Genomic DNA, 25,904 nt, shown 5'->3' on the forward strand with positions numbered 1-25,904 from the left:
TACCGCCACCGTGGGTGTCTCAGCGGAGCAGGACCACGTCGGTCTCCGTGCCGGGCTCCATGGAGGTGACGTCCTCGGGGACCACGATCAGCGCGTCGGCCCGTGCCAGGGCGGCGATCAGGTGCGAGCCGGAGCCGCCCACCGGGACGACGGTGCCCGACACCTCGTCGTAGGTGCCGCGCAGGAACTGGCGTTTGCCCGCCGGGGAGGAGAGCGCCCCGGTGGTGGTGAGGGCGGCCCGGACGGTGGGCCGGTGCACCTCTTCGAGGCCCATCAGCGCGCGGATCGCCGGACGGACGAAGAGTTCGAAGGAGACGTAGGCGGAGACCGGGTTGCCCGGGAGGGCCAGCAGCGGGGTGTGCTCGGGGCCGATGGAGCCGAAGCCCTGGGGCTTGCCGGGCTGCATGGCGAGGGTGCGGAAGTCGATGCCGCCGCCGGGCTCGTTCTCGTCGCCGACCGAGGAGAGCGCCTCCTTGACGACGTCGTACGCGCCGACGCTGACGCCTCCCGTGGTGACCACCAGGTCGGCCCGGATGAGCTGGTCCTCGATCGTGGCGCGGAGGGTCTCGGCGTCGTCGGTGACCGCGCCGACGCGGTAGGAGATGGCTCCGGCGTCGCGGGCGGCGGCGGTGAGCGCGAAGCTGTTGGAGTCGTAGATCTGTCCGCCGGTCAGCTCCTCGCCGGGCTGGACGAGTTCGCTGCCGGTGGAGACGACGACCACGCGGGGGCGCGGGCGGACCTTGACCGTGGCGCGGCCGATCGCGGCGAGCAGCCCGATCTGCGGCGGGCCGAGGACCGATCCGGCCGCGAGGGCAAGGTCGCCCGGCTTCACGTCGCTGCCGGCGGCCCGGACGTGGGCGCGGGCCGCGGGGGCGCGGTAGATCCTGACCTCGCCGCTCGCGCCCTCCGGGGCGTCCCGGTGGGCGCGCATGGTGGCGGCGGGGCCCTCGCCGGTGCCGCCGTCCGTCCACTCGACGGGGACGACGGCCTCGGCGCCCTCGGGCAGCGGGGCGCCGGTCATGATGCGGGCGGCCTGGCCGGGGCCGACCTTCCCGCCGTCGGGGAGCCCGTCGCTGCCGGCGGCCACGTCGCCGACGACGGTGAGCACCGAGGGGAACTCCTCGCTCGCCCCGGTGACGTCGGCGACCCGGACCGCGTAGCCGTCCATGGAGCTGTTGTCGAAGGGAGGCAGCGCGATCCGCACCACGACGTCCTCGACCAGGACGCACCCTTGGGCGTCGGGCAGTTGCAGCTCGATGGGTTCGAGCGGCCTCACCGCGTCCAGGATGTCGGCGAGGTGCTCGTCGACCGACCAGATCTCGCTGCTCAAGGTGCTACATCTCCTCGGTGACGTAACGGCGGAGCCAGGTACGGAAGTCCGGGCCGAGGTCCTCGCGCTCGCAGGCGAGGCGGACGATGGCCCGGAGGTAGTCGCCCCGGTCACCGGTGTCGTAGCGACGGCCCTTGAAGACGACGCCGTGCACGGGGCCGCCGATCTTCTCGTCGGCGGCGAGCAGTTGGAGGGCGTCGGTGAGCTGGATCTCGCCGCCCCGGCCGGGCTCGGTCCGGCGCAGTATGTCGAAGACGGCGGGGTCGAGGACGTACCGGCCGATGATGGCGAGGTTGCTGGGGGCGTCGGCCGGTTCGGGCTTCTCCACCAGGCCGGTGATGCGGACGACCCCGTCGTCGGCGGTGTCGTCGACCGCGGCACAGCCGTACAGGTGGATCTGCGACGGGTCGACCTCCATCAGCGCGATGACGCTGCCGCCCTCGCGCTCCTGGACCTCCACCATCCGTGCCAGCAGGGCGTCGCGCGGGTCGATCAGGTCGTCGCCGAGGAGGACCGCGAAGGGCTGGTCGCCGACGTGCGGGGCGGCGCAGAGCACGGCGTGGCCGAGGCCCCGGGGGTCGCCCTGGCGCACGTAGTGCATGGTGGCGAGGTCGCTGGACTCCTGTACCTTCTGGAGGCGTTCGGCGTCGCCCTTGCGGGTGAGCGCGGATTCCAGCTCGTAGTTCCGGTCGAAGTGGTCTTCCAGCGGGCGCTTGTTGCGACCGGTGATCATCAGCACGTCGGAGAGGCCCGCGGCGACGGCCTCTTCGACGACGTACTGGATGGCGGGCTTGTCGACGACGGGCAGCATCTCCTTGGGCGTGGCCTTGGTGGCCGGCAGGAAGCGGGTGCCGAGACCTGCGGCCGGAATGACGGCCTTGGTGATCCTGGAGGTCGACTCAGTCATGCGCAGAACCTTAACGGCTGCACATGGACGGCCGATGATCCACTGCTTAACTTTGTACTCATATGCGCCCGTATGAGCAGAGTGTGAGCTTCCTATGACCTGTGACCCGTCCGACGGCACGAACGAGACCCCGGCGGACCAGCCGTCCGACGCCCCGGGCGGCCTCCCGGCCGACGCCGCGGCCCTCAAGACGTCCCTGCGGCGCGAACTCCTCGCCGCGCGCGCGGCGCTGACGCCCGAGGAGCTCGCGGACTCCGCCGCCGCGCTGGCCCGCACCGCGCTCACCCTGCCCGAACTCTCCGGCGCCCGGACCGTCGCCGCCTACGTCTCGGTGGGGCGCGAGCCGGGCACCCGCGCGCTGCTGGATGCCCTGCGCGCCCGGGGCGTCCGCGTCCTGCTGCCGGTGCTGCTGCCCGACAACGACCTGGACTGGGCGGTGTACGAAGGCCCGGACCGGCTGGTCGGGGCGGGGCGCGGACTGCTCGAACCCGCGGGTCCCCGCCTCGGCCCTCCGGCCGTCCTCGACGCCGACGCGGTGCTGCTGCCCGGACTCGCGGCCGACGCCCGCGGCATGCGGCTCGGCCGGGGCGGCGGCAGTTACGACCGGGTGCTGGCCCGGCTCGCCGCGGCGGGGGCGCACCCGGCGCTCGTGGTGCTCCTGTACGGACACGGGGTGGTCGCGCGGGTCCCTTCGGAACCGCACGACCACCCCGTGGACGCCGTCGTCACTCCGGCCGGAACGCACCGCTTCGGCCGCTGAGCGGCCCGGGTGGTGTCCGGCCCCCGGTCAGCCGGTGGCCGCCGCCGGCTTCAGCGTCAGCGTGTCGACCGTGGACTCGCCGACCGCGTCGGCGCCGAACGACCAGTCGAGCAGCTCACCGTCGACCCACTTGTCGGTCTGGTCGGTGTAGTGCGCGCTGAACGCGTGCCCCGAGGCGCCGGTGAGGTTGATCCAGCGGGACTTGTCCCAGTCGCCGACGTTCACCACCATCCGCATCGACGGCACCCAGATGACGTCGTAGCCGCCGGCCGCGTTCCAGCCGGTGGCGTCGACCGCCGCCTCGCCGCCGCCGAGGTTCCACGGACCGCGGTTCAGCGCCCGCTGGAGCAGGCCCGGACCCGAGGTGCCGAGGGTCTGGTTCTTCAGGGTCAGCTGGTGCAGCCGGCCCCAGCTCCAGGTGGAGATGTCCTTGCCGAGCTTGGCGGTCAGCTCCCAGCGGGCGTCGTCCATGGCGCGGGCGAAGAGCTGGTCGCGGTTGTCGATGGCCTTCTCGCGGCCCTGGGCCGGCACCTTCCACCAGGCGTTGTCCTCGTCGTCGAGGATCTTCTCGACGACCTGGTTCCAGCGGTCGCCACCGTCCGGCTGCGCCGAGTCGGCGTCGCGCTGGCCGCACTCCCGTACGAGCTTGTTCTGCTCGTCGACGGGCGCGTTGGAGTCGGCGTGGGTGACGTTGATGCAGTCGCCCTCGACACGCAGCTCCTTCGGCAGCTTGTTGCCGAAGGCCAGCATCAGGATGTTGCGCCAGACGCCGTTGAAGTACGCGGCGGCGGCCGAGTCGGAGTCCTGGGTGTAGTCCCAGCCCTCCAGCAGCTTCTGCGCCTCGCGGACGTCCTTGTCGGCGATGTTGATGCTCAGCAGCTTGGGCACCAGCAGCGCGGCGATCTCGCTGGTGTTGTCCATCTGCATCTTCTGCATGTCCTCGGTCGAGATCTTCTCGCCGCCCTTGATCTTCGACGCGATGAGGTCGTTGATGCGCTGGCTGCGGGTGCCGTAGCCCCAGTCCTTGGTGAGGAGCTCGGGGTACTTCTCGTCCACGACCGCCTGGTTCGCGGTGACGATGTAACCGCGCTCCGGGTTGTACTCGTACGGCAGCTCGCTGAAGGGGATCGGGTCCTTCTCCCAGCCGTACTTCGAGGACCAGCCGGGGCTCGGCAGGGTGCCGTCGCCGGACTTGCGGACCGGGATCCAGCCGGGGGCCTGGTAGCCGATGTTGCCCTTGGTGTCCGCGTAGACGAGGTTCTGCGAGGGCACCTCGAAGTGCGCGGCGGCGTCGCGGAAGGACGCGAAGTCGTCGGCGCGGTCGAGCTCGAACACGGCGTCCATGGAGTGGCCGGGCTGGAGCGCGGTCCACTTCAGCGAGACGGCGTAGCCGGAGGCGCGGTCGGGCGCGGCGCCCGTCACCGGGGCCTTCTGGCCGACCTTCTCCAGCTCGCTGCTGCGGTCGGAGACGAGCGGGCCGTTGTTGGTCTCGCGGACGGTGATCTTCCGGCTCTTCCCGCCGGCGACCTTGATGGTCTCCTCACGGGTGGTGAAGGGGACCGTCTTGCCGTCGTAGAGGTAGCCGTCGGCGGAGACCTTCTCCAGGAAGAGGTCGGTCACGTCGGCGCCGAGGTTGGTGAGCCCCCAGGCGATGTCCTGGTTGTGACCGATGATCACGCCGGGCATGCCGGAGAAGGTGTACCCGGCGGTGTCGTACTGGCACTTCGCCGAGACCGTGCGGCAGTGCAGCCCCATCTGGTACCAGAGCGAGGGCAGCATCGGCGCCAGGTGCGGGTCGTTCGCCAGCAGCGGCTTGCCGGTGGTGGTGTGCGCACCGGAGACGACCCAGGAGTTCGAGCCGATGCCGTTGCCGTTCGGGCCGAGCAGCGCCGGGATCTCGTCCAGGGTGTCGGAGAGCGCGCCGAGCTGGGTGTCGAGCCCCTCGGTGGCACCGGCGACGGTGTCCGCGTCGGCGGTGGTGGTGTCGGCCGGCTCGGCGTCCGGGTCGAACTCGCCGGTGCCGGAGGAGACCGCGCCCTCACTGACGATCGTCTCGTGCTTGTCGTACGGGTACTCGGGGTACAGGTCCGCGATCTGCTTCGCCGAGAGCCTGCTGGTCATCAGCGAGCGGTCGATCTCATCCTGCATGTTGCCGCGCAGGTCCCAGGCCATCGCCTTCAGCCACGCGACCGAGTCGACCGGGGTCCACTCGGTGGGCTTGTAGTCGTTGGTCAGGTTGAGCGCCGCGTACTCGACGGAGATGTCCTTCCCGTCCTTGCCCTTCAGGTACGCGTTGACGCCGTCGGCGTACGCCTGGAGGTTCTTCTTGGTGTCGGCGCTGAGGACCTTGTCGTACTCCTCCTGCGCGACCTTCCGCCAGCCGAGCGTGCGGAGGAAGGAGTCGGTCTCGACCTGGCTGGATCCGAACATCTCGGAGAGCCGCCCGGCCGTCATGTGACGGCGGACGTCCATCTCGTAGAAGCGGTCCTGTGCCTGGACGTAGCCCTGGGCGCGGAAGAGGTCGGCGTCGGTGTCCGCGTAGACCTGGGGGATGCCGTAGTCGTCGCGTTTGACCTCGACGTCTCCGGTCAGGCCCGGGAGCTCGATCGTTCCGGTGGTCTGCGGGTACGAGGCCCGGACCGTGGCGACGGACCAGTACGCGCCGTACCCGACACCCGCGACCAGCGCCAGGACCAGGACGATCACGATCAGGCGGGCGCGTCGCCCCTTCTTCCTGCCGGTTTTCTTCGCAGCGGAAGGACCGGCAGAGACGGTTGTGTTGGCGGGCATCGCTGTCCTTCGAGGGGCAGGGTGGTCCTGGGAGTGCAAGGGCAACCATAGGCGCAGCGCCGATCCGACTCGGACGCGGTAGGGGGCTGCGGCCATCCGCACACAGGTCGTACACATACTCGAAGGCGTCAAGAAAGCGTTAAAGATTAGGTAAGGTAACGAAGTACCTGGTCGCCGGGAACCTGCCCGTCGGTCCACGCGGGGAAGGAAACTCGCCCTGACTGTCCACACGCTCAACGAACTCCTGCTGGTCTCGTCGCTCGTTCTGCTCGTCGCGGTGGCGGCGGTACGGATCTCCTCGCGCAGCGGGCTTCCCAGCCTGCTCCTGTACCTCGGCATCGGCATCGCGCTGGGACAGGACGGCATCTTCGACGTCCAGTTCGACAACGCGGAACTCACCCAGGTGATCGGCTACGCCGCCCTGGTCGTGATCCTCGCCGAGGGCGGACTGGGCACGAAGTGGAAAGAGGTCAGGCCCGCGCTCCCGGCGGCGGCCGTGCTCTCGACCGTGGGCGTGGGCGTCAGCGTGGGCGTCACGGCGGCGGGGGCGCACTACCTCGTCGGGCTGGAGTGGAAGCAGGCGCTCATCATCGGCGCGGTGGTCTCCTCCACGGACGCCGCCGCCGTCTTCTCCGTACTCCGCAAGGTGCCGCTTCCCTCGCGGATCACCGGCGTGCTGGAGGCCGAGTCCGGCTTCAACGACGCCCCGGTGGTCATCCTCGTCCTCGCGTTCTCCACGATCGGGCCGGTCGAGCACTGGTACGTCCTGGTCGGCGAGATAGCCCTCGAACTCGCCATCGGCGCGGCCATCGGCCTCGCCGCCGGCTGGCTCGGCGCCTACGCGCTGCGCCATGTGGCGCTGCCCGCCTCCGGCCTCTACCCGATCGCCGTGATGGCCATCGCGGTCACCGCGTACGCGGAGGGCGCCATCGCGCACGGCAGCGGGTTCCTCGCCGTCTACCTGGCCGCCATGGTCCTCGGCAACTCCAAGCTGCCGCACTGGCCGGCCACCCGGGGCTTCGCCGACGGGCTCGGCTGGCTCGCCCAGATCGGCATGTTCGTCCTGCTCGGCCTGCTCGTCACCCCGCACGACCTGCTCGACGACTTCTGGCCCGCGGTCGTCGTGGGCCTGGTGCTCACCGTCGTGGCCCGGCCGCTCTCGGTCTTCCTGAGCCTGGCGCCCTTCCGGCTGCCCAAGCGCGAAAAAACCCTGATGTCCTGGGCGGGGCTGCGCGGCGCCGTCCCCATCATCCTCGCCACCATCCCGATGGTGGCCGGCATCGACGGCTCCACCCGGGTCTTCAACATCGTCTTCGTGCTGGTCATCGTCTACACGCTGATCCAGGGGCCGACGCTGCCCTGGCTCGCCAAGGCGCTGAAGATCGCCGAGGACCCCTCCGAAGCCGCCGACCTGGGCATCGAGTCCGCGCCCCTGGAACGGCTGCGCGGCCATCTGCTCTCCGTCGCGATCCCCGCGAAGTCGCGGATGCACGGCGTGGAGGTGGGCGAGCTCCGCCTCCCGGCCGGCTCCGCCGTCACCCTGGTGGTCCGGGACGGTACGAGCTTCGTCCCCGCCCCCGCGACCGTGCTGCGGCGCGGCGACGAACTCCTGGTGGTCGCCACCGACCCGGTGCGCGACGCGACCGAGGCCCGGCTGCGGGCGGTCGGCGAGGGCGGCAAGCTGGCCGGCTGGCTGCACGCGGGGCAGCGCCCCGGCGGCCCGGCGGACGACGACGCCGTGGCCCGCCTCGCCCGCGCCACCCACCTGGACCGGCTCGCCCACACCATGCAGCGGCTCAGCGGCGCGGCGGACGCACCCGGACCCACGCCGAAGGCCCGGCGCGGCAGCGCGGCGGCGGCCCGCGCGGCGGGCGCCTCCCGCGCGTCGGACGGTACGCGTGCGGCTGACGGTGCGCGTGCGGCGGACGGGTCGGGGCGGGATGAGCGTGGGCGGACTGAGAAGAGCGGGCGGACGGGAACGGACGGGCGGACGGGAACGGGCGGGCGCTCCTCGAAGGCGGCGCCCGCGGGTGACCGGGAGCGCCCGGCACCCGCGGGTGACCGCCCGGCGCCTCCGGAACGCCCCGCACCGCCGGAACGCCCGGCTCCTCCGGAACGCACCGACGGCCGGGACGGCGAGGACCGTCACGGGGGCGGGGAGCGGCCGGGGGCCGGGAACCGCTCGGACGGGCCGACCGCCCGACGCTGACCGGCGCGGGCGTGGGCACGGGGCCCCTGGCACCCGGGGCTCGGGGCGTGCTCGCGGGTCGCGGGTCGCGGGTCGCGGGTCGCGGGTCGCGGGTCGCGGGTCGCGGGTCGCGGGTCGCGGGTCGCGGGTCGCGCCGGACCGTATACGACCGGGCGGGGCCGACGCCCGGCTTCCCTTTTCCCGTCCCGGACCCCGCACTGCCACGACTTCCGGCTGTAACATGAGGCCGATCTGATCGACCAACTCTGTCTGATGCAGAGCTGGCGCGACCGTATGGCGGTCGTGGCGTCGCTCCGCACTCCTTGAGCGGGACGCCCGGCATCTACCGCAGTTCCGCGCGAAGAGGACAGCTCTCGGCAGCCCCCGTACGCCTCCACGGCGTCCCGGGCGCGGTGCCACCAGGCGGCAGAAAGGCACGGCCGTGGCGTCCACGGTCCCCGTCCGTCCCGGATACGGACAACTGCTGCGCACCCCCGGTGCGTGGACCTTCCTGCTCCCGGGCTTCGCCGCCCGGCAGCCCTTCGCGATGCTGACCATCGGCATCGTCCTGCTCGTCCAGCACACCACCGGCTCCTACGGCAGCGCGGGCGCCGTCGCGGCGGTCTCCGGCGTCTCGATGGCCCTGTTCGCCCCGCAGAGCGGCCGGCTGGCGGACCGGTTCGGGCAGCGGCCCGTGCTGCTGCCCGGCGTACTGGTGCACGCGGTGTCGGTGGGCGCGCTCACGGCGCTCGCGCTGGCGCACACCCCCCTGTGGGCGCTCTTCGCCGCCGCCGTACCGACCGGTGCCTCGATCCCGCAGATCGGCCCCATGGTGCGCGCCCGTTGGGCGGCTCTGCTGGGGGCCGCGCCAGGCCGCCCGGCCTCCCCGCTGATGGCAACCGCCGCCGCGTTCGAGTCGGTGACCGACGAGTTCACCTTCGTGCTGGGGCCGGTGCTCACCACCGCGCTCTGCACCGGCGTGCACCCGGCGGCCGGTCTGATCACCGAGGCGGCGCTGACCCTGCTCGGCGGGGTGCTCTTCGCGGCGCAGCACTCCACCCAGCCCGCACCGCACTCCCCCGCCGCGGACTCCGCGCCCCGTACCTCGGCCCTCGCCGTCCCCGGTGTCCGGGTGCTCGCGGTCACCTTCCTGGGCATCGGCGCGGTCTTCGGCGGCATGCAGGTCTCACTGACCGCGTTCGCCGAGGAGATCGGCCACCCCGGGGTGAACGGCCTGCTGTACGGGGTCTTCGCCTCCGGCAACATGCTGGCCGGAATCGTCTGCGGCGCCGTCGCGTGGAAGCACGGCCCCCGCCGCCGGCTGATCGTCGGGTACACCGCCCTGGCCCTGACCGCGTCCGTGCTCTGGGCGGTGCACTCCGCGCCGCTGATGGCCGGGCTCGGCTTCCTGGTCGGCCTCTCCATCGCGCCCGCGCTGATCAGCGGGTACACCCTGGTCGACGCCCTGGTCCCGCCCTCCGCCCGGACCGAGGCCTTCACCTGGCTGACCGGTGCGGTGGCCCTGGGGCAGGCGGCGGCCGTCACGGTGGCCGGCCGACTCGCCGACGCACGGGGCGCGAGCAGCGGATTCGTCGTACCGCTGGTGGCCACGGTGCTCGCGCTGGCGACTCTGCTGGCCCTGCGTTCACGGCTTCTTCCGGCCGTGTCCGGGCGGACCGTGGCACGTGGGATCGGTCACCGGGAGCCGGCCACGGTGGACTGATTCCACGGAATACGTCAGTATGGAACGTCGTTAGCACTCACTGAGTGAGAGTGCCAGGAGGAGCAAGTGCCGACCTATCAGTACCAGTGCACCGAATGTGGCGAAGGCCTTGAGGCGGTGCAGAAGTTCACCGATGACGCCTTGACCGTGTGCCCGAACTGCAATGGACGCCTCAAGAAGGTGTTCTCCGCGGTCGGCATCGTCTTCAAGGGTTCCGGTTTCTACCGGAACGACAGCCGTGGATCGTCGTCGAGCAGCACGCCTGCTTCGCCGTCCACCAAGTCGTCCGACTCCGCTTCGAAGTCGTCCTCGACGTCGGACTCGGGCTCGGGCTCGTCGTCTTCGGCGTCCACCGCTTCGGCCTCGTCGTCGGCCGGTTCGTCGTCCGCCTCGACCTCGTCGAGCGGCTCGGCCGCCTGAGGCAGCCGGCCGGACCTCGCACCACCGTTTCGACGCGTAGCGGCGTCATCACGTACGCGGCTCGACCGCTGACACGGTTGGACCGCTGTCACGGCTCGACCGCTGACACAGCTTCACCGGGACTCCGCCGATCACCTCGGCGGAGTCCTTGTGCTGTCCCCCCATGCCCCTTGCCGCCCCCGATAGCCTGACCGCATGGTGAACGCAGGCACGATCACGGACGCGGGGACGCGCGGGACCGGGGGGACGTCATGAGCGCTGGTACGGATACGGGTTCGGCGGCAGCGGCGGGTGCGGGCGGGGCCTCCGGGGCCGGCGCGGAGATCGGTGTCATCGGGGGTTCGGGCTTCTACTCCTTCCTGGACGACGTCACCGAGGTCCAGGTGAAGACGCCGTACGGGGACCCCAGCGACTCCGTCTTCCTCGGCGAGATCGCCGGGCGCCGGGTCGCCTTCCTGCCCCGGCACGGGCGCGGCCACCACCTTCCGCCGCACCGCATCAACTACCGCGCCAACCTGTGGGCGCTCCGATCCCTCGGTGTGAGCCAGGTCCTCGGCCCGTGCGCGGTCGGCGGGCTGCGGCCCGAGTACGGACCGGGCACGCTGCTCGTCCCGGACCAGCTGGTCGACCGCACCAAGGCGCGCACCCAGACCTACTACGACGGCGAACCGCTGCCCGACGGCACGGTGCCGAACGTGGTGCACCTCGGATTCGCCGACCCGTACTGCCCCCGGGGGCGCGCGGCCGCGCTCGCCGCCGCGCGCGGCCGTGACTGGGACGCGGTGGACGGCGGCACGCTGGTGGTGGTCGAGGGGCCGCGCTTCTCGACCCGCGCGGAATCGCGCTGGCACGCCGCGATGGGCTGGTCCGTGGTGGGGATGACGGGCCACCCCGAGGCGGTGCTCGCCCGCGAACTGGGTCTCTGCTACTCCACGATGACCCTGGTCACGGACCTGGACGCGGGGGCCGAGGCGGGCGAGGGCGTCTCCCACGAGGAGGTCCTCCGGGTGTTCGCCGACAACGTGGACCGGCTGCGTTCGGTGCTCTTCGAGGCGGTGGCCCTGCTGCCCGCCGAGGAGAGCCGCGACTGCGTGTGCACGCGGGCGCTGGACGGGATCGACACGGGGATCGTGCTGCCGTAGGGCGGATTCCGGGCCTGCGGAGGCCGGCACGGCAGCCTGTTTCACCCCTGCGGGTGGCGGAGTTGTCCACAACCGGTGGACCGTCCACAGGCCCCGGCGGGATCGGTGCGCACGGGGGATCGTGAGGGGGTCCGACCGGGGCATCCGGCGGACTTCCGCACGCACGACCAGGTGGCGCCATGTTCACGAACGCGACGACCCGTCCCTCCTTCGACCGGAGCGCCGAGCCCGGCTCGGGTTCCGGTCCCGGTTCCAGTTCCGGCTCCGGCTCCGTTTCCGGGGCGGGGCACGGCCCCTCGGCTTCGTACACGTACACCCCACCGGGGCCCGCCCCCGGGTGGGCGCGCCCCGGTGGGACGGTCCGGCTCCCGTCGCCCGTGCCGCCCCGGTGCGCGGTCCCGGAATTCGCGCCGCTGCGGGTGCGGGGCGGTGGCGGCGCGCTGCGTTTCCGGCGCGCGCTGTACGGCCGACAGCGCGCCCTGGCGGCCGGCTTCGCGCTGGCGGCAGCCGCTCTCGCCGCGTCGGGGCTCGGCGCGGCGGAGGGCAGGGCGGCGGGGGTGGCCGGCCCGGAGCGTGCGCGGCCGCCGGTGCGCCTGGTGTCGGCGCCGGTGCGGATCGCCGACGCGGCGACAGTGCGTCTGTTGCGCCCCGGCGACCGGGTGGACGTGATCTCCGCTCCGGCGTCCGGAGGCGATGCGCGGGTGGTGGCGCGCGATGTGCGGGTCACCCGCGTTCCGGGCGCGCCCGCCGGGGGCGTACCCGGGCCGGAGGCGGCGACGACCGACTGGCCGCCGCCCTCGGGCACGGGCGATCCGGGCGGGGGCGATCCGGGCGGGGGCGCGCTGGTGATGCTGTCGGTGTCCCGCGAGACGGCCGTGGCCCTGGCGGGAGCCCACGCGTCGGGCGAGCTGCTGGTGGCGGTGTCCGATGCGTGACGACACGGCTCCTGCCCGCACGCGACCCTGCGGGGTGCCGAACGAGGTGCCGGACGGGCGGCTCAGATGTGGTGCGGGGGCTTCTCGTCGAGGAAGCGGGCGAGGTCGGCGGCGCTGCCCCCGGTGGCGGGTCGCTCTCCCCAGCCCTGGTCCGTGTCGTCGGACGACTGCTGGTCCAGCGGATCGCCGAAGTGCAGTTTCGGCCGCGGCCTGGGCTGCTCCGGCGCGGCCTGCTGGGGTGCCGTCTGCTGGGATGCGGCCTGCTCCGGCGCGGTCGGCTGCGGTGCGGCCTGCGGCTCCGGGTGCGGCTCGCCGGGTCCGGGGGCGGGGGCGGTGCTCATGCCTCCAGGGTACGACCGCCCCGCCACCGGCCCGGCCCGCCCGTACGGAGGGCGCCGGGCCCTCCCGTACGGAGGCCGCACGGCCCTCGCGTACGGAGGGCGCCCCGCCGGACCGTACGGGCGCGTCTCCCGGCGGCGGTCCGGCGGGGCCGGGGCGGTCAGCGGTCCTTCGGGTCCAGCCACCACAGTCCGAGGACCACCAGGAACGACAGGCAGAGGAAGCCGGCGCCCCACCAGGCGGTGCCGGTGTTGCCCTCCATCCACTCGTCGATGATCACCAGCAGCCCCCAGAGCTGGCCGACGACCACGGTCATCGCCAGTACCAGGCGGGCGGTCAGTTTGGCGGACCGCTCCGGCTCCTGGTCGGTGCCCGCTCCGGGCCCGGGGCCGGTGTGCCGGACGCGGGGGTCGCCGTAGCCGCTGGTGGGGCGGATCTGCGGATAGCGCTCCTTGACCGGCCGGTTGAGTTCGGGCCGGGCGCTCCCCGGGTGGTAGTCGGGGTAGGCCGGGACCTCGGGCGGCGGCTGTTCCTCCGTCATGCCGGGTCACCTCCCCGGCCCGCGCCCTGCCCAGCGCCCTGCCCCGCGCCTCTCCCCGCGGCCCGTCCCGCGTCCCCGCCCGATCCGGCGCGGTGCGCGGACGCGGTGCCGGTACGGGCGGGCGCCTCGCCGCTGCCGCTCCCGCTGCGGCCCGGTGCCTCGACGCCGTCGGTGGTGCCGGGGCAGTCGAGGCGGCCGGCCAGACCGGGGTTGGTCTCCTCCAGCTGGCGGCAGACGCCCTCCTCGATGGACTCGCCGGAGCGGGTCGTGCCGATCGCCCACACGCTGCCGTCGGCCTCTTCGGTGACGACCACCTTGGGCAGCCCGCGCGGCGGCGGACCGGCCGTGACCTCGCCGGTGCGCGCGTCGAAGACGCCCTCGTGGCAGGGGCAGTACAGCTCGCCCTCGATACCCCGGTCCTTCCGCCACAGCACGGCGCAGGCGAGATGGGTGCAGATGGCGGAGTAACCGACGAGGGTGCCGTCGTCGAGCCGTACGGCCACCGCGCGGTCCTCCTCGCCCGGGTAGCGGAAGGCGAGGGACTCGCCGGGGAGGAGCTGGGAGGCGATCCTCTTGGGCCGGGCCGGCTTCCCGTCGTCGGTGTCGCCGTGGCGGTGCAGGATGCCGGCGGCCACCCCGATGCCGCCGACGGCGAGTCCGCCGGAGACGGTGGTGACGATCCGGAGGTAGTCGCGGCGGGTGGTGAGGGCGTCGGCGGAGATCCGGTCGTGCAGGGCTTCGCGGGGGTCGCCGCCGGCGGGCGGCCGTTCGTTGCCCGGGGGCTGTTCGGTGACGCTCATCGGCGGACGTCCTTACCGTTGATCTCGACGACGGGGAGCCCGCCGGGGACGGGCCACTGGACCTTGTCCGCGGGGACGACCATGGCGACCCCGGTACGTACCTCGGTCGACCCGAACACGAAGGTGTCGGCGACCTGGACCCCGGGGCGCTCCGCCTGGAGCTCCTCGACGGTTCCGTAGAAGAGGGCGCCGGTGGGGCAGACGGTGGCGCACATGGGGGCGAGGCCGTAGGCGGTGCGGTCGTAGCAGAGGTTGCACTTCAGCTGGAGCTTCGCTTCGAGGTCGATCTTGGGTACGCCGAAGGGGCAGGCGTTGACGCAGTTGGCGCAGCCGATGCAGCGGGTGGTGTCGGCCTGCTGCACCACGCCGTCGGCCGTCACGAGGATGGCGTCGGCGGGGCAGACCTCGGCGCACGGGGCGACGGGGTCCTCACAGTGCATGCAGACGGTCGGAAGGGAGGCGACGGACTGGCCCTCATCGGTGTAGTCGAGGTGGATCATCGATTTGCCGCGGTGCGAGTCGCATTCGCGGCAGGCGGAGACACAGGCCTGGCAGCCGATGCAGCGGCCGGGATCGATGAAGATCGTTCTGCCCATCACGGGGCATCAGCTCCTCTCCGAGGTGCCACGGCCCTGCGGGGACGTGGGGGGCAGCGGATCGGTCCGGGAGACCTGGGTCTCCGGGTACGCGACGTGCCCGGGTGCGACGGGCGGCGAGGGCACGATGTCGAGCTCGGCCGCGTGCTCGATGCGGCAGGCGCACACCTTGTACTCGGGGATCTTCGATCGGGGGTCGAGCGCGTCGATGGTGAGCGCGTTGGCGGCGGTGGGCACCGGCCAGTGGTACGGCACGAAGATCGTGTCGGGCCGGATCGCCTCGGTGACGAGGGCGGGGAAGACCTCGCTGCCGCGCCGGGTGACGACCCGTACGGGTTCGCCGGTGCGGAAGCCGTGGGACGGGTGGACCTCCGCCCACGGGCGGGGCGTCTGCTCCACGAGGGCACCCAGCCTGCGGGTCTGGTTGCCGGAGAGGAAGTGCGCGACGGTGCGCCCGGTGGTCAGGGACATCGGGAACTCGTCGCTGTACGGATCCATCGGCAGGTGCCACTCGACGGCCTGGAGGTGGATCCTGCCGTCCTCGTGATAGGTCCGGCCGTCCTCGAAGAGGCGCGGGGTGCCGGGGTGGTCGGTGGTGGGGCAGGGCCAGGCGATGCCTCCGGTCTCCTCCAGCCGCTCGTAGGTGATGCCGTAGTAGTCGATGACGGTGCCCCGGGAGGCGGTGCGCAGCTCCTCGAAGACCTCGCGCGAGTCGGCGAAGGCGAACTTGTCGCCGGCTCCGAGGCGCCGGGCGAGTTCGCACATCACCCAGGTGTCGGTGCGTACGCCGGGGGGCGGTTCCTGGGCCTTGTTGTGCTTGACGACGCGGGCCTCCGCGTTGGCCATCACGCCGTCGTCCTCGGCCCAGGTGGTGACGGGGAAGACCACGTGGGCGTTGGCGGCGGTCTCGGAGAGGAAGAAGTCGAACTGGGCGTGGAACTCGGTGGCGTCGTACCCCTCCTTGACCACCCGGTAGTTCGGGAGGGAGACGAAGGGGTTGTTGCAGATCCCGATCAGGCCGCGGATCTCACGGCGCTGCATCTGCCAGACCATCTCCATCATGGAGGTTCCGGCGGTGGGGAGTTCGGACTCCTCGATGCCCCAGATCTCGCAGATCTGGCGGCGGTGCTCCTCGTTGAGGATGGAGCGTCCGCCGGGCAGCAGGTCGGCCTTCTGGCCGTGTTCCCGGCCGCCCTGGCCGTTGCCCTGGCCGGTGAGGGTTCCGTATCCGGCGCCGGGTTTGCCGATGTGGCCGGTGGCGGCGCAGAGGTTGATCACGGTGAGGCAGTTCTCGACGCCCTGCGAGTGGTGCTCGATGCCCCGGGCGTGCCAGGCCATGGCCTTGGGGGCGCGGGCGAAGGTCCGGGCGACCTGGACGATCTGTTCTGCGGGTACGCCGCAGATCTGGGCCGCGCGGGACGGCGGGTACTCCAGCGCCTTGGCCTTCACCTCCTCCCAGCCGGTGGTGTGCTCGGCGAGGTACGCCTCGTCGGTGAGCCCTTCCTCGACGATTACGCAGAGCAGGGAGTTGAAGAACGCCGAGTCGGTGCCGGGCTTGAGCGCCACGTGGATGTCGGCGGTGCGGGCGATGGCGGTCTCGCGCGGGTCGACGACGATGAGGGAGGCGCCCCGGTCCCGGGCTCCCCAGACGTACTGGGTCAGCACCGGGAAGCACTCGCCGACGTTGGATCCGGCGATGAGCAGGCAGTCGGTGAGCAGGATGTCGGAGAAGGGGTTGCCGGCCCGGTCGATGCCGAAGGCGAGTTTGTTGGCCCCGGCGGCGCTGACCATGCAGAGCCGGCCGTTGTAGTCGACGTGTTTGGTCCTGAGCGCGACCCGGGCGAACTTGCCGACCAGGTAGGTCTTCTCGGAGAAGAGGCTGGCGCCGCCGAGGAGGCCGAACGCGTCCTTCCCGTACATCTCCTGGATGCGGCGGATCTCGGAGACGGTGAAGTCGAGCGCCTCGTCCCAGGAGACCTCGGCGAACTCCTCGTCGCGCGAGCGGCGCATCAGCGGGGCGGTGAGCCGGTCGGGGTGGTTGACCTGCTGGTAGGCGTTGATGCCCTTGGGGCAGAGCCGCATCCGGTTGATGTCGTGGTTGCGGGGTTCGACGCCGAAGACCTTGCCGCCCCGGTCGACCCGCAGGTACATCCCGCACTGGACGCCGCAGAAGCAGCAGTGGGTGGGGACGAGGGTCTCGCCGTCCTGGTCGGCGTGCCACTGGTCGGCGGGGATGCCTCCGGCGTCGCGGAACGCGCGGGTGCCGGGCGGGGCGAGGGAGGGGTCGAGGGGAACGGCGGCGCGGTGGTCGGACGGGGCGGGCGAGGCGCCCCCGCCGTGGTCGGCTGCGCGCGGGTCCGCGGTCACTTGAAGCCCTTCTTCACATGGGTGAGGTAGGCGCTGCCGCGCAGCACCCGCTTGCAGCGCGGGCAGTACTCGGCCCACTCGTCGAAGTCGAGCCGCAGGTCGCGCATGGTGCCGCGGAGGTTCTCGACGTAGGGCTCGGTGTCGATGGGCTGTCCGCAGCGGCGGCAGGCGAAGACCTCGTCGTCCTGGCGGGCGGTGTACTTGAACAGCTGCATGCCGACGGCGGCCGGGCGCTGGACGATGTGGAAGAACTTCCCGAACGGGATGTAGATGAGGGTGAAGACCACGGCGACCATGTGGAGCACGGCGAGGAACTCGTAGCCTCCGCCGTGCAGGAAGATCGACGAGAAGGTGAGCAGCAGCCCGGTGACGGAGATGACGATCAGCGCGATCAGCGGGATCAGGTCGTAGCCGAAGCGCTGGCCGGTGCCTGCGCCGCGGTCCTTCATCCGGCGCCAGAGGAAGTACGAGGCGCCGGGGATGACGAGGACGGCCGCGAGGTCCAGGCCGTGGAACATCACCCAGCCGATGAAGCTGATCGAGTCGAAGCCGAGGATCTTGAAGCCCCAGATCCGCATCTCGTACCCGGGGCCCGACCCGGTCCCCGAGGTGAAGGTGAACCAGCCCCAGGTCAGCGGGAAGGTGATCAGGGCGGCCAGGATGCAGCCCCAGAAGATCAGCTGGTGGGCGGCCCAGCGGGCGTGCGAGCGGGCGCCGAGGAACTTCTGGAAGCCGAGGTAGGTGGCGATCATCTTCGGCAGGGCGGTGGGGGTCCTGCGGAAGTTCTCGGCGGAGAACAGGCTGCGCCAGCCCTGCTTGAAGAGGCGCGCGGCGCCGGGGGCGGAGATCCAGACCGTGTAGCGGTAGGCGACGCCGAAGGCCAGGAAGACGCTGGCGACGGCGTAGGACAGCAGGGCGGAGTCGAAGTTCACCAGCAGCCGGCTGCCGAGGACGATCGCGAGGATCAGCAGGGCCGAGACGGCCGCGCCGACCAGCGTCGCCCGCGCGTTGACGGACCGGGGAAGGGCGTCCGCCGCCTTGGCCAGGGCCCTGCGCGGACCGGACGGGGCCGGCTCTTCGGTGGTCACCCGCGCCGAGACGCCGGACGAGGAGGTCGGATCACCGGGCGTGGGTGGTACGGCGGAGGCTTCTGGGGGCTCGGTCACCCGACCACCGTAGGTAGCCATGGGTACTTTTACCCTGTTTTATGCCACTCCTGGGTGAGCGCATCCCCTGCATGGCGGCGCGGGCCGCCGCTCGGCGCCTTCAGGGTCCTGCCGGCGGTCAGACCGCGTGCAGCCCGTGGGAGGCGAAGGCGGCGCGGGCGGAGGCCACCTGCTCCGGGGTGGGCGAGGGGGTGTCGTGCAGGGTGAAGGGCTTGCCGAGGCTCTCCCACTTCTGCTCCCCCAGCTTGTGGAAGGGCAGCACGTCGACGCGGGAGACGTTGCCGAGGGAGGCGGCGAAGGCGGCGACCCCGTCGATGTTGTCCGGGGCGTCGGTGAGGCCCGGTACGAGCACGAAGCGCAGGTGCGTCTCCTTGCCCGCGTCGGCCAGGCGGCGGGCGAACGCGAGGGTCGGTTCCAGGTCGCGCCCGGTGACCTCGCGGTAGGTGGCCCGGTCCCAGGATTTGACGTCGAGCAGGACCAGGTCGACGTCCCTCAGCAGCGCGTCGGAGGCGCGGGCGCCCAGGAACCCGGAGGTGTCCAGGGCGGTGTGCAGCCCCAGCTCGTGCTTGAAGCGGTGGAAGAGCTCACCCGCGAAGGCCGGCTGGAGCAGCGGTTCGCCGCCGCTGACGGTGGCGCCGCCGCCTGCGGCACGGATGAAGCCGGTGTACTTCGCGGCCTCCGCCACCAGCGCGTCGGCGGTCGTCCGGGTGCCGTTGCTCATCCGCAGGGTGTCGGGGTTGTGGCAGTACAGGCAGGCCAGCGGGCATCCGGCGAGGAAGGCGACGAAGCGGGCGCCCGGCCCGTCGACCCCGGTGGAGAGGTCCCAGGAGTGGACCGACCCGGACACCGGCCGGCGGCCCGCCACCCGCGCCGGGGCGGCGGTCGCGGGGCTGTTCGCGGGGCTGGGGGCGGGGCTGGGGGCGAGGGTCGGGACCATGGCGGGCCTCCTGGGCGGCCGGTCGGGGCGGCGGTGGACGTGGGGCGCGCGGCGCCGGGGTCGGGGGCAGCACCCGGCGCCGCGCGGTTCGGGGGCCCGGGGCGTGACGCCCCGGGCGGGGTGGGGCGCGGGTCAGAGCGCCCCGTGGAAGGTGCGGTTGATGACGTCGAGCTGCTGCTCGCGTGTCAGCCGCACGAAGTTGACGGCGTAGCCGGACACCCGGACGGTGAGCTGCGGGTAGTTCTCCGGGTGTTCCATGGCGTCCCGGAGGGTGTGCTTGTCGAGCACGTTGACGTTCATGTGGAAACCGCCGCTCGCCATGAACCCGTCGAGCACTCCGGCCAGGTTGGCCACCCGGTCCTCGGCGGTGCGGCCCAGGGCGTCCGGGGTGATGGTGTTGGTCAGCGAGATGCCGTCCTCGGCGTCGTCGTACGGCAGCTTCGCGACCGACAGGGCGGAGGCGATGTAGCCGTGCTCGTCGCGGCCGTTCATCGGGTTGGCGCCGGGTGCGAACGGCTCGCCGGAGCGGCGGCCGTCCGGCGTGTTGCCGGTCTTCCTGCCGTACACGACGTTCGAGGTGATCGTGAGCACCGACTGGGTGTGCACCGCGTCCCGGTAGGTGGGGTGCTTGCGGATCTTCTCCATGAAGCCGTGCACGAGGTCGCGGGCGATCGAGTCGGCCCGGTCGTCGTTGTTGCCGTACGCCGGGTAGTCGCCCTCGATCTCGTAGTCGACGGCGAGGCCGGTCTCGTCCCGGACGATCCGGACGCGGGCGTGCTTCACGGCCGAGAGGGAGTCGGCGGCGACCGAGAGTCCGGCGATGCCGCAGGCCATCGTCCGCAGGATCTCGCGGTCGTGGAGGGCCATCTCCAGGCGCTCGTAGGCGTACTTGTCGTGCATGTAGTGGATGACGTTGAGCGCGTGGACGTACGTCTTGGCCAGCCACTCCAGCATCGCGTCGTAACGGGGCGCCAGGGTCTCGTAGTCGAGGTGGTCGCCGGTGAGCGGCTCGAAGCCGTCGACCACGAGCTTGCCGCTCTTCTCGTCCCGGCCGCCGTTGATCGCGTACAGCAGCGCCTTGGCGACGTTGACGCGGGCGCCGAAGAACTGCATCTGCTTGCCGACCGCCATGGCGGAGACGCAGCAGGCGATGGCCGTGTCGTCGCCGTACTTCGGGCGCATCAGCTCGTCCGACTCGAACTGGATCGCCGAGGTGTCGATGGCGGTCCTGGAGGCGAAGTCCTTGAAGCCCCGGGGCAGTCGGGGCGACCAGAAGACCGTGAGGTTCGGTTCGGGGGCCGGGCCCAGGTTGTAGAGGGTCTGCAGGGCGCGGAAGGTCGTCCGCGAGACGAGTGGGCGCCCGTCCTCGCCGATTCCGGCCATCGACCAGGTGACCCAGGTCGGGTCGCCGGAGTAGAGCTCGTCGTACTCGGGGGTGCGCAGGAAGCGCACGATGCGGAGCTTGATGACGAAGTCGTCGATGATCTCCTGGGCGCGCTCCTCGGTGATCACCCCACGCGCGAGGTCGCGCTGGAGGTAGACGTCGAGGAAGTTGTCGATGCGGCCGATCGACATGGCCGCGCCGTTCTGCTCCTTCACCGCGCCGAGGTAGCCGAAGTAGAGCCACTGCACGGCCTCCCGGCCGGTGCGGGCGGGCCCGGAGATGTCGTGGCCGTACGACTGCGCCATGGCCTTGAGTTCGAGGAGCGCCTTGATCTGCTCGGCGGTCTCCTCGCGGTCCCGGATGACGTGCTCGCTCGCCCACTCCTCGCCGAGCGCGGCCTTCTCGGCCTCCTTGGCGGCGATCAGCCGGTCGACGCCGTAGAGGGCGACGCGGCGGTAGTCGCCGATGATCCGGCCGCGGCCGTAGGCGTCCGGGAGGCCGGTGATGATGCCGGAGGAGCGGCAGGCGCGGATCTCGGGGGTGTACGCGTCGAAGACGCCCTCGTTGTGGGTCTTGCGCAGGTGGGTGTAGACGTCGCGGACCCGGGGGTCGGCCCGGTGGCCGTAGGCGTCGAGGGCGTTCTCGACCATGCGCCAGCCGCCGTTGGGCATGATGGCGCGCTTCAGCGGGGCGTCGGTCTGGAGGCCGACGATCAGATCGCGCTCGGCGTCGATGTATCCGGGCCGGAAGGCGTCGATGCGGGACGGGGTGGACACGTCCACGTCGTGCACGCCCCGGGCGTTCTCCTCGGGGAACATCGCGAGGAGCTTCTCCCAGACGGCGGTGGTGCGCGCGGTGGGCCCCGCGAGGAACGAGCCGTCGCCCTCGTACGGGGTGTAGTTCCGCTGGACGAAGTCACGGACGTCCACCGCGTCACGCCACGGACCGCCCCGGAAGCCGTCCCAGGCGCCGTTCTCCGTCGCGCCGTCCGTCCGCGTCTCCGTCGCGGTCACCGTCATCGCGCACCTTCCGAATCCGTCGTGGACCGTTGTCCCTTGCTGGTTCGTTCCGTCCATTGGACAGGGGAATCACGGGCGCGGCGGGCCGCATTGGGCCCCAATGGCGGGACGAAGGTCCCGCCGGCCGGCGGGCCCGGTCCGGCGCACCCCGTCCGGCCTGCGGAAAGAGGTGGGACCTTGGCCCCCCGTGCGCTTGTGAAAGCTTTCACGAAGGGGGTCGACGTGAGGTCGGGCGCCGACTCGCCCCGCCCGCCGGGCAGTTCGGCGGAGATTCGGAGTGGGGGCGGGAACTTTCCGCTGCCGTCCCACGTTTTTTCCAACCCCGGCGACGATGTCGGAGCCAGGGACTACGTTAAGCACGCACCACGTCACATGCGGCAACGGCCTGGAGAAAGCACCATGAGCGATCCGTACGAGACAACCGAGCAGCACCTCGACCGACTCCTGCGACGGGCCCTCAACTCCTTCGACCTGCCCGACGGCACGGTCGAGCGGCTCGGCACGGCTCTCGCGCACAGCAGCACCCTGCACTCCTCGCACCACAGCGCGGAGCTGCACCGCGAGACGTACCGCCACACCTACCTGCTCGCCGACGGCAGCGCACTGAGCCTCTGGGAGCTGGTGCACGGCGGCGGCCGGGACGCCCCCACCGCCCGGGAGCACGAGCTGTACGACGAGGAGGCGGACGCGCACGTCGCCGCCGCCCGGGTCACCGGCGTGTTCGCGGACGCCCCGGCGTTCGCCGAGGACGTGCCGACCGTCGACCTGGACACCCTGAACGCTCTGATGGCCGCTCCCCCGGGGCCCCGGCCGCGGACGTACGCGCCGGACAACAGCGCCGACCACGCCCGACGGGTGCTGCGCCGCGCGGAGAACCCGGACCGCCCGGGCGGGTCCACGGCCCGGCTGCTGCGCTCGGCCTTCGCGCACCACATCACCCAGATCTTCGGCCGGCAGTTCCGGGTGGGCGACCACGACGCCGGGTTCACCCTCTACGAGCACGCGTTCCTGCTCTTCGACGGCAGCGAGACCAGCCTCTGGGAGGTCGAGCACACCGCGACCGAGGACGGCCGTCACATGTGCGAGGTCTACACCGACGAGCAGACCGCCCGCGACGCCATGGAGCACCGCGCCCGCATCTGATGAGCCCTGGTGAGCGCCGGGGAGGGCGGGCCGGGGGCGGCCCCACAAACGGATACCGGGGAAAGCCCGGAGAACCGGCCCCGGCACGCCCCCGCGATGACCTCGGCATGCCCCCCGCGTGGGCCCCGGCACGCCCCCGCACGACCCCGGACATGAGCGAGCCCCGACGCCGGGGGGGGGTGGGCGCCGGGACTCGGTTCAGGGGACCGGTGCGAAGACCGGTCGTCGGGCCGGTGCGAACCGGCTTGATGGGGAGATTACGGGTTATTGGCTCACGCCGCAGCGTCAAAGCCCGTGTCGCGCGCCATTCGCTTCAATTCGACCAACGCGTGCTTCTCGATCTGGCGGATCCGCTCACGCGTCAGACCGTGTTCCTTGCCCACTTCGGTCAGCGTCCGCTCACGGCCGTCCTCGATGCCGTACCGCATCCGGATGATGGAGGCGGTGCGGTGGTCGAGCTTGCCGATCAGCTCCTCCAGCTCCTCGCTGCGCAGCAGCGACATGACGGACTGCTCCGGAGAGACCGCGGAGGTGTCCTCCAGCAGGTCGCCGAATTGCGTGTCGCCGTTGTCGTCGACCGGCATGTTGAGGCTGACCGGGTCGCGGGCCCAGTCCAGGACGTTGCTCACGCGCTCGGGGTCGGAACCCAGCTCCGCGGCGATCTCCGCGTGCTCCGGGTCGCGCCCGTGCTCGCGGTTGAACTCGCGCTGGACCCGGCGGATACGGCCCAGCTCCTCCACCAGGTGGACGGGGAGGCGGATCGTGCGCGACTGGTCGGCTATCGAGCGGGTGATGGCCTGGCGGATCCACCAGGTGGCGTACGTGGAGAACTTGAAGCCCTTGGCGTAGTCGAACTTCTCGACCGCGCGCACCAGGCCGGCGTTCCCTTCCTGGATCAGGTCGAGCAGCGGCAGACCCGCGCGGGGGTAGCGACGGGCCACGGCGACGACGAGACGGAGGTTGGAGCGGATGAAGACGTCCTTGGCGCGCTCGCTCTCGGCGAAGAGCGCTTCCAGTTCCTCGGGCTTCGCCCCACCGGCGTCGCTCTCCACTTCACCGTCGAGGATCTTGCGGGCGTAGACACCCGCCTCGATGGTCTGCGACAGCTCGACCTCCTTGGCGGCGTCGAGCAGGGGCGTTCGCGCGATCTCGTCGAGGTACATGCCGACCAGGTCGCGGTCGGCGATCTCTCCGCTTCCACCGCGAACACTGCGGGCCCGTTCGGTCCCACCGGTGGGTGACGAACGACGGGCGACGGCACGGGTTGCCATGCGTGCTCCCTTGCTGAGTAGGTCGCGACACCCTTTCGGGTGCCCTGCATCCGATGGAAACAACGACTGGAATCCGGACAGAATTCCCCAGCACCGGCTTCAGTTTCGCGATCATGCAGTACCCTGTCGGCCGCCGACAGGAGGACAGATGTCTCGCATACCCTCGGACGCGCAGGTCAGACCCGGTACGGAGGGTGATCTGGAAGCGCTCACGGACATCTACAACCATTACGTCCGTGAGACCGCGCTCACATTCGACGTCACCCCCCTCACCCCCGAGGAGCGCCTGCCCTGGCTGCGCGCGCACCCGGTCCACGGCCCCCACCGCCTGCTCGTCGCCGAGGACACCCGTACGGAAGCGTCCGGCGGGAGCCGGGTGCTGGGGTACGCCACCAGCAGCGCGTTCCGCCCCAAGGCGGCGTACGGGACATCGGTCGAGGTCAGCGTCTACTGCGCGCCGGACGCGACGGGCCGGGGCCTCGGGACCCTGCTGTATGCGGCGCTCTTCGAGGCGCTGGCCGGGGAGGACCTGCACCGCGCCTACGCGGGCATCACACAGCCGAACGAGGCGTCCGGGCGCCTCCACGCGGCCTTCGGCTTCCGCCCGCTCGGCACGTACACCGAGGTGGGGCGGAAGTTCGGGCGCTACTGGGACGTGAGCTGGTTCGAGAAGCCCCTGTAAGGCTGTACGGCCGCCGGCCTCAGCCGAACTGGACCGAGCGCTTGGCCAGCCCCAGCCAGAAGCCGTCGATCACGCTGCGGCCCCGGTCGAGCTCGTCCTCGGAGGCGCCCAGGGTCACGAAGAGTGGCGCGAAATGTTCGGTACGCGGGTGGGCGAGGCGGCCGGCCGGGGACTTCCGTTCGAAGTCGAGCAGCGCGTCGATGTCCTGCGCCTGCAGGGCCCGGTTTCCCCAGTCGTCGAACTCCGCCGACCAGCCCGGGGTGCCGCCCCCGGTGTGACGGAGCGCGGCGAGGTTGTGGGTGAAGAAGCCGCTGCCCACGATCAGCACGCCTTCGTCGCGCAGCGGGGCGAGCTTGCGGCCGATCTCCATCAGCTTCCGCGGGTCGAGGGTGGGCATGGAGATCTGGAGGACCGGGATGTCGGCGCCGGGGAACATCTCCACCAGCGGGACGTACGCCCCGTGGTCGAGGCCGCGCTCCGGGATGTCCTGGACCGGGGTGCCCGCGGCGCGCAGCAGCTTGCGGACGTCCTCGGCCAGCTTCGGGGCGCCCGGGGCGGCGTACTCCACCTGGTAGTAGTGCTCGGGGAAGCCCCAGAAGTCGTAGACGAGCGGCACGGTCGTGGTGGCGCCGATCGCGAGGGGGGCCTCCTCCCAGTGGGCGGAGACGATCAGGATCGCGCGGGGGCGGGGCAGGTCGGCGGACCAGGCGGCCAGCTCGCCGGTCCAGACCGGGTCGTCGGCGAGCGGCGGGGCGCCGTGGGAGAGGTAGAGAGCGGGCATGCGCTCGGCGGTGGTGGTCATGACGCTCCCCATCCTTGAAACTTCAAGCTCTTGTCGGTACGACCGTAACGCGATCTAGTTCAACATTCAAGGAAAGTCGTACAGTGGGCTCATGACCACGGCACCCACGACCGGCACCCGGTGGCTCACCGACGACGAGCAGCGCGTCTGGCGTGCCTACATCCAGACCACCACGCTGCTGGAGGACCACCTCGACCGCCAGTTGCAGCGGGACGCGGGCATGCCGCACCTCTACTACGGCCTGCTCGTCCAGCTCTCCCAGTCGCCCGGGGGGCAGCTGAGGATGACCGAGCTGGCGAAGGACGCCAAGATCACCCGCTCCCGCCTCTCGCACGCCATCGCCCGGCTGGAGAAGAACGGCTGGGTGCGCCGGGAGGACTGCCCGACCGACAAGCGCGGCCAGAACGCGGTGCTCACCGAGGAGGGCCACGCGATGCTGCGGCGCTCGGCGCCGGGCCATGTCGCCGCCGTCCGGCAGGCGGTGTTCGACCGGCTCACGCCCGAGCAGGTGCGCGGGCTCGGGGAGATCATGGGGATCCTCGCCGCCGAGCTCCAGCCGGACCGCTCGGACGCGGACCTGCCCTGGCTCCGCTGACCCGGAGACGGCGGCAGCGGGAGGGTAAGGGCTGCGGGCGGATACGGGTCTGCCCCGGTCCCGCCGC

Annotated in this window: 22 protein-coding genes; 9 read left to right on the plus strand and 13 right to left on the minus strand. The window is 71.9% G+C overall.

The features are described 5' to 3' along the window. Window positions 1–19 precede the first annotated feature (19 nt). Window positions 20–1,330, minus strand: a complete 1,311-nt coding sequence (gene glp / locus ACWCWD_RS11365; protein ID WP_450772031.1) for a molybdotransferase-like divisome protein Glp — start codon at window positions 1,328–1,330, stop codon at window positions 20–22. 4 nt (window positions 1,331–1,334) lie between these two features. Then, window positions 1,335–2,237 carry a UTP--glucose-1-phosphate uridylyltransferase GalU gene (gene galU, locus ACWCWD_RS11370; protein WP_450772032.1) on the minus strand — a complete coding sequence of 301 codons (903 nt, stop codon included), beginning with the start codon at window positions 2,235–2,237 and terminating at the stop codon, window positions 1,335–1,337. Between the two features lie 94 nt (window positions 2,238–2,331). Between galU and ACWCWD_RS11375 the strand changes: the two genes are divergently transcribed. After that, window positions 2,332–2,997 (plus strand): 5-formyltetrahydrofolate cyclo-ligase, encoded by a 666-nt coding sequence (locus ACWCWD_RS11375; RefSeq protein ID WP_450772033.1) that lies wholly within the window; start codon window positions 2,332–2,334, stop codon window positions 2,995–2,997. Window positions 2,998–3,024: 27 nt separating this feature from the next. Here the strand turns inward: ACWCWD_RS11375 and ACWCWD_RS11380 are convergent, their stop codons facing one another. Continuing rightward, on the minus strand, window positions 3,025–5,787 hold the full coding sequence (locus ACWCWD_RS11380) for a penicillin acylase family protein (RefSeq protein ID WP_450772034.1): 2,763 nt from the start codon (window positions 5,785–5,787) through the stop codon (window positions 3,025–3,027). Window positions 5,788–6,064: 277 nt separating this feature from the next. Between ACWCWD_RS11380 and ACWCWD_RS11385 the strand changes: the two genes are divergently transcribed. The 5 genes from ACWCWD_RS11385 (at window position 6,065) to ACWCWD_RS11405 (ending at window position 12,195) form a co-directional block, all read left to right on the plus strand. Beyond that, on the plus strand, window positions 6,065–7,996 hold the full coding sequence (locus tag ACWCWD_RS11385) for a potassium/proton antiporter (protein WP_450772036.1): 1,932 nt from the start codon (window positions 6,065–6,067) through the stop codon (window positions 7,994–7,996). Between the two features lie 421 nt (window positions 7,997–8,417). Beyond that, on the plus strand, window positions 8,418–9,698 hold the full coding sequence (locus ACWCWD_RS11390) for an MFS transporter (RefSeq protein WP_450772037.1): 1,281 nt from the start codon (window positions 8,418–8,420) through the stop codon (window positions 9,696–9,698). A gap of 66 nt (window positions 9,699–9,764) precedes the next feature. Beyond that, window positions 9,765–10,118 (plus strand): FmdB family zinc ribbon protein, encoded by a 354-nt coding sequence (locus ACWCWD_RS11395; protein WP_450772039.1) that lies wholly within the window; start codon window positions 9,765–9,767, stop codon window positions 10,116–10,118. Window positions 10,119–10,369: 251 nt separating this feature from the next. Then, window positions 10,370–11,260: an S-methyl-5'-thioadenosine phosphorylase gene (locus ACWCWD_RS11400; protein WP_450772041.1), complete on the plus strand. Its 891-nt coding sequence runs from the start codon at window positions 10,370–10,372 to the stop codon at window positions 11,258–11,260. Window positions 11,261–11,439: 179 nt separating this feature from the next. Further along, complete coding sequence (locus ACWCWD_RS11405) at window positions 11,440–12,195, plus strand: hypothetical protein (protein ID WP_450772042.1); 756 nt, start codon at window positions 11,440–11,442, stop codon at window positions 12,193–12,195. Window positions 12,196–12,257: 62 nt separating this feature from the next. Here the strand turns inward: ACWCWD_RS11405 and ACWCWD_RS11410 are convergent, their stop codons facing one another. The 8 genes from ACWCWD_RS11410 to pflB all read right to left on the minus strand — a co-directional run bounded on the left by ACWCWD_RS11410 (window position 12,258) and on the right by pflB (window position 21,344). Then, the gene (locus ACWCWD_RS11410) at window positions 12,258–12,536 is read right to left on the minus strand and encodes a hypothetical protein (RefSeq protein WP_450772043.1); all 279 of its coding nucleotides are present in this window, start codon (window positions 12,534–12,536) and stop codon (window positions 12,258–12,260) included. A gap of 158 nt (window positions 12,537–12,694) precedes the next feature. Then, on the minus strand, window positions 12,695–13,075 hold the full coding sequence (locus tag ACWCWD_RS11415) for a hypothetical protein (RefSeq protein WP_450772045.1): 381 nt from the start codon (window positions 13,073–13,075) through the stop codon (window positions 12,695–12,697). Then, window positions 13,072–13,875 carry a Rieske (2Fe-2S) protein gene (locus tag ACWCWD_RS11420; RefSeq protein WP_450772047.1) on the minus strand — a complete coding sequence of 268 codons (804 nt, stop codon included), beginning with the start codon at window positions 13,873–13,875 and terminating at the stop codon, window positions 13,072–13,074. The genes ACWCWD_RS11415 and ACWCWD_RS11420 overlap by 4 nt, the downstream gene beginning before the upstream one ends. Further along, window positions 13,872–14,474, minus strand: a complete 603-nt coding sequence (locus ACWCWD_RS11425) for a 4Fe-4S dicluster domain-containing protein (RefSeq protein WP_327177372.1) — start codon at window positions 14,472–14,474, stop codon at window positions 13,872–13,874. The genes ACWCWD_RS11420 and ACWCWD_RS11425 overlap by 4 nt, the downstream gene beginning before the upstream one ends. Window positions 14,475–14,480: 6 nt before the next feature. Beyond that, window positions 14,481–16,838 carry a molybdopterin oxidoreductase family protein gene (locus ACWCWD_RS11430; RefSeq protein ID WP_450772049.1) on the minus strand — a complete coding sequence of 786 codons (2,358 nt, stop codon included), beginning with the start codon at window positions 16,836–16,838 and terminating at the stop codon, window positions 14,481–14,483. Further along, window positions 16,835–18,004 (minus strand): MFS transporter, encoded by a 1,170-nt coding sequence (locus ACWCWD_RS11435; protein ID WP_450772050.1) that lies wholly within the window; start codon window positions 18,002–18,004, stop codon window positions 16,835–16,837. The genes ACWCWD_RS11430 and ACWCWD_RS11435 overlap by 4 nt, the downstream gene beginning before the upstream one ends. A 118-nt stretch (window positions 18,005–18,122) precedes the next feature. Next, on the minus strand, window positions 18,123–18,941 hold the full coding sequence (pflA, locus tag ACWCWD_RS11440) for a pyruvate formate-lyase-activating protein (RefSeq protein ID WP_450772052.1): 819 nt from the start codon (window positions 18,939–18,941) through the stop codon (window positions 18,123–18,125). Between the two features lie 132 nt (window positions 18,942–19,073). Continuing rightward, window positions 19,074–21,344 (minus strand): formate C-acetyltransferase, encoded by a 2,271-nt coding sequence (gene pflB / locus ACWCWD_RS11445; protein WP_450772053.1) that lies wholly within the window; start codon window positions 21,342–21,344, stop codon window positions 19,074–19,076. Window positions 21,345–21,743: 399 nt separating this feature from the next. Between pflB and ACWCWD_RS11450 the strand changes: the two genes are divergently transcribed. Further along, window positions 21,744–22,487 carry a DUF6227 family protein gene (locus ACWCWD_RS11450; protein ID WP_450772055.1) on the plus strand — a complete coding sequence of 248 codons (744 nt, stop codon included), beginning with the start codon at window positions 21,744–21,746 and terminating at the stop codon, window positions 22,485–22,487. Between the two features lie 272 nt (window positions 22,488–22,759). On the opposite strand, the gene ACWCWD_RS11455 is transcribed toward ACWCWD_RS11450, so the two are convergent. Then, on the minus strand, window positions 22,760–23,758 hold the full coding sequence (locus ACWCWD_RS11455; protein WP_450772057.1) for a sigma-70 family RNA polymerase sigma factor: 999 nt from the start codon (window positions 23,756–23,758) through the stop codon (window positions 22,760–22,762). A 148-nt stretch (window positions 23,759–23,906) separates the two neighbouring features. On the opposite strand from ACWCWD_RS11455, the gene ACWCWD_RS11460 reads away from it, so the two are divergent. Continuing rightward, window positions 23,907–24,440 carry an N-acetyltransferase family protein gene (locus ACWCWD_RS11460; RefSeq protein WP_450772059.1) on the plus strand — a complete coding sequence of 178 codons (534 nt, stop codon included), beginning with the start codon at window positions 23,907–23,909 and terminating at the stop codon, window positions 24,438–24,440. Between the two features lie 19 nt (window positions 24,441–24,459). On the opposite strand, the gene ACWCWD_RS11465 is transcribed toward ACWCWD_RS11460, so the two are convergent. Next, window positions 24,460–25,242 carry a dioxygenase family protein gene (locus tag ACWCWD_RS11465; RefSeq protein ID WP_450772060.1) on the minus strand — a complete coding sequence of 261 codons (783 nt, stop codon included), beginning with the start codon at window positions 25,240–25,242 and terminating at the stop codon, window positions 24,460–24,462. A gap of 91 nt (window positions 25,243–25,333) precedes the next feature. Here ACWCWD_RS11465 and ACWCWD_RS11470 point away from each other — a divergent pair, with 91 nt between their 5' ends. Then, entirely contained in the window at window positions 25,334–25,837 is a 504-nt protein-coding gene (locus ACWCWD_RS11470; RefSeq protein ID WP_450772062.1) for a MarR family winged helix-turn-helix transcriptional regulator, read from the plus strand. The last annotated feature ends 67 nt before the right edge of the window (window positions 25,838–25,904 follow it).

This window comes from Streptomyces sp. NPDC001493 (genome assembly GCF_053597235.1).